The 3,935-nt window shown below is 66.5% G+C and carries 3 protein-coding genes; 1 reads left to right on the top strand and 2 read right to left on the bottom strand.

Translation table 11 applies throughout. The annotated features are described in order from the left end of the window. Entirely contained in the window at positions 1 to 834 is an 834-nt protein-coding gene (locus ACMVY4_RS00750) for a TauD/TfdA dioxygenase family protein (protein WP_416898303.1), read from the top strand. A 4-nt stretch (positions 835 to 838) separates the two neighbouring features. On the opposite strand, the gene ACMVY4_RS00755 is transcribed toward ACMVY4_RS00750, so the two are convergent. Then, positions 839 to 2,137, bottom strand: coding sequence for an HlyD family type I secretion periplasmic adaptor subunit (locus ACMVY4_RS00755; RefSeq protein ID WP_416898304.1), 1,299 nt, complete (start codon positions 2,135 to 2,137; stop codon positions 839 to 841). After that, the gene (locus ACMVY4_RS00760; protein WP_416898305.1) at positions 2,134 to 3,879 is read right to left on the bottom strand and encodes a peptidase domain-containing ABC transporter; all 1,746 of its coding nucleotides are present in this window, start codon (positions 3,877 to 3,879) and stop codon (positions 2,134 to 2,136) included. Before ACMVY4_RS00760 ends, ACMVY4_RS00755 begins: the two co-directional genes overlap by 4 nt. Positions 3,880 to 3,935 lie beyond the last annotated feature (56 nt).

Genomic DNA, 3,935 nt, shown 5'->3' on the forward strand with positions numbered 1-3,935 from the left:
ATGTTCGAGATCCAGGCGGCGCCGGGCGGCGTCGGCGCCTTCGTGCATGGCATCGACATCAGAAGCGACGTGAACGGCAACGTGGCCGGTGAACTCAAGCAGGCGCTGGGCGACTACGGCGTCCTGTTCTTCCGCGATCAGGAGATCTCCGAGCAGGATCACATCGCCTTCGCCGAGCAGTTCGGCCAGATCAACGTGAACCGCTTCTTCGCAGCCAACGACAGGTTTCCACAGATCGCCATGGTGGTGAAGGAGCCGGACCAGACCGGCAATATCGGCGGCGGCTGGCACACCGATCACTCCTACGATCAGGAGCCGGCGCTGGGCTCGATCCTGGTCGCGCGCGAGGTGCCGGAGCGGGGCGGCGACACGCTCTATGCCAACATGTACGCCGCCTATGACGCCTTGTCCGACGGCCTGAAGGAGACGCTGAACGGCCTCAGGGCGCTGCATTCCAGCCGCCGCGCCTTTGGCGCGAACACCGAATACGCCCCCCGCAAGGACGGCCGCATCGGCAACCCGGAACTGGCGACGCAGGACTCCATCCACCCGGTGGTCATCACCCACCCGATCAGCGGCCGGAAGGCGCTTTATGTGAATGGCGGCTTCACCATCCGTTTCGACGGCTGGACCGAGGACGAGAGCAAGCCGCTGCTGCAGTATCTCTACGCCCACGCCTCACGGCCGGAATTCACCTACCGCTTCAAGTGGGAAAAGGGCTCCATCGCGTTCTGGGACAACCGGGCGACCTGGCACTACGCGGTCAACGACTATCACGGCAGCCGCCGCGTCATGCACCGGATCACGGTCGAAGGCTGCGCGCTGAGCGCCTGAGCCGTCAGCGTTCCCGGAACCCTTCCTGCCTCACCCGCAGGAAGGGCTTCAGCAGATAGGTCATCACCGAGCGGTCGCCGGTATGGATGTCGACTGCGGCCTGCATGCCGGGCGTGATCGGCAGGACCGCACCCGACTTGTCCGTGAAGCTGGACGAGGTCTCGACCACCACATCGAAATAGGGTTCGCCTTCGGGCGTGCGGTTGGCGTCGGCCCCGATGCGGATGACGCGACCGTCGAGCGCGCCGTACTGGAAGAAGTCGTAGGCCGTGATCTTCACATTCGCCTTCTGCCCGACCTCGACATAACCGCGGTCGCCGGGGCTGAGACGCGCCTGCACGACCAGCGTCTCCTCCAGCGGCACGATCTCCATGATAGACTCGCCGGGCCGGACGACGCCGCCGATGGTGTTGGCCTGCAGGTTCTTCACCACGCCGGCGATCGGGCTGCGGACGGTGGTACGGAGCTGCTGGTCGGTCGCTTCGGTCAGCAGTTCGTTGAGCCGGCCGATTTCCTTCTCGTTCTTCGCCAGTTCCTCCGACGCCTCGGAGCGGAAGCGGAGCTCTTCCTCCCGGAGCCGTTCCCGCGCCTCGGCGATCGAGGCCTGGGCCCGCGGAATGGATTTCCGGGTGGTGTCGAGCTTGCCTTCGAGATCGCTGAGTTCGGATTCCAGTTCCAGATGCTCGATCCGCGGCGTCAGCTTGCGCTCCAGCAGGCCCTCGGAGATCTTCAGCTTCTCGCGCGTGACCGCGACATTGCCTTCCAGACCGCGGCGCTTGGACTGGAGTTCCGCCAGTTCGCCCTGCCGCTGGCGAAGCTGGCTGCCCAGAACGCTGAGCTGGGACTCATATTGCTTCACACGGGATTCATAGGCTTCGCGTTCCAGCGTCACCAGTTCGGGGTGCCGCTCGGCGGCCTCATCCGGGAAGATCAGTTCATCGCCGGTCGCCAGCGCCCGGTGGCGCGCGGCGGTCAGCGTCAGGCCGTCGACATTGTACTGGATCTCGGCACGGTTGGTCAGGTTGGGCGCCAGGCCGATCCGCAGCAGCGGCTGCTGTTCCTCGACGATATCGCCCTCGGCGACCAGCAGTTCCTCGACGATGCCGCCTTCCAGATGCTGGATCTTCTTGATGCGGCCCTGCGGCTTCACCTCGCCCGGCGCGATGGCGACCTCGTCCAGATGGGCCGTGGAGGCCCAGACGGCGAAGCCGCTGACCATGGCGATGATCAGCACGGCGAAGATGCGCCAGCCGCGGGCGCTGGCCTTCTTCTGCAGTCCGGCAATGCGTTCCTGTGTGGTCATTCGGCTGCCTCTCCGGAGGGCTCGCTCTGTCCGGCCGCCGCCACGGGCTGCGGTGCGGCCTGCCGGAACAGGGTCGGAAGTATATCGCGCGCCGGTCCACCGCGCACCACGACACCCTTGTCCATCACGATGATGTTGCTGCAGACCGACAGCAGCGTGGCGCTGTGGGAGACCAGAAGCACCGTCCGGGTTTCCGACAACGAGCGGAGCTGCGCCGCCAGCTGTTCCTCGGCGGCGCGGTCGAGACTTGCCGATGGCTCGTCCATCAGCAGCACGGCCGGATCGCCGACCAGCGCGCGGGCGATGGCCAGGCGCTGGCGCTGTCCACCCGACAGGGTACGGCCGCCCTCGCCGACGACGGTGCCGTAGCCGTCGGGCAGGTCGACAATGAACTCATGCGCACCGACGGCCTGGGCCGCCCGGAGGATATCCTCGTCGGTGACATCGTCACGGCCGCGGGCGAGATTCTCCCGGATCGTGCCGGCCAGAAGCACGTTCTCCTGCGGCACGTAGCCGATCCAGTTGGCCATCTGGGTGACCGAGAACTGGCTGATGTCGGCGCCATCGAGGAGCAGGCGGCCCTTGGCCGGCGCGTAGAGACCCTGGATCAGCTTCAGCAGCGTGGTCTTGCCCGACCCGTTCGGCCCGACGATGGCGTGGACGCCGCGCGCGGGCACGCGGATCCGGATGTCGCGCAGAACCGGCTCGGCATTGGGATCGAAGGAGAAGGTCGCGTTCTCGACCGTGACCGCGCCTTCCGGCCTGGGCAGCTCGAGCGCGGACTCGCGGTAGTCGTCCTGCATGTCGAGGACGGACACCAGCCGCTTCCCCGCCTGGCGGGCCATCACCAGCGCCCGCCACTGGCTGACCAGCTGCGCGAACGGGCCGACGATGCGGTTGGCGAGCATGTTGGTCGCCACAAGCGCACCGATGGAGATCTGCTGATCGATGATCGCCAGCGCACCGACCGTGGTGATGGCGATGGTGGTCGAGATCGTCAGCGTCATGCCGAGATTGCCGTAGGTATCGGTGACGCGCCCGCGGTCCATGGACCCTTCGATCGCATCCAGCTGGCGGTCTTCCCAAAGCGGCGTGACCGCGCGCTCCAGCGCCAGCGCCTTGATGGTGGTCCGGTTGGCGACGATGTCGGCCAGAAAGCCGTCCCGGTTCAGCGTGTGGTTGCGTTCCCGGTTGGAAACCGAGCCGATGGCGAAGCCGGAGCGCAGCGCGAACAGCACGAACACGGCCGCGGCGGCCACGATCACCCAGACCAGCGGCTCGGCAATGATGTAGATGATGCCGAGGAACAGCACCGCGAAGGGCAGGTCGACGATCATGATCACCGGCGGCCCGGCGACGGCGTTGCGCACCGTGTCGGCGTCGCGGAAAAGCCCCTGCCAGTAGGACGCCGGCCGGGATTCCAGCACCCGTAGCGGCAGCCGGTTCAACTTCTCGAACAGGCGCTTGCCGAAAATGAGGTCGAAGCGAAGCGAAGCGCGCTGGACCACGCGGCTGCGGGTCTGACGCAGCAGGAAATCGAACAGCACCACGACGCTGACGCCGATGGCCAGCCCCTGCAGCGTCGTCAGCCCCGCCTGGGCCACCACCCGGTCATAGACCTGCAGCACGAACACGGGCACGGCCAGCGCCATGGTGTTGACGAACAGGCTGAGGACAAGCAGTTCCCCTGTCGCCGGCCACACCGGCGCGATGAGGGATCGCAGGGACGTCTTCTTTGCCACGCGGCGATACTAACGCCAGTTGCAGGCAATAACAGTGATGTCGAAGCGGTTTCGCG

This window comes from Minwuia sp., from assembly GCF_048007105.1.
In the GTDB taxonomy this organism is placed as follows: Bacteria; Pseudomonadota; Alphaproteobacteria; order Minwuiales; family Minwuiaceae; genus Minwuia.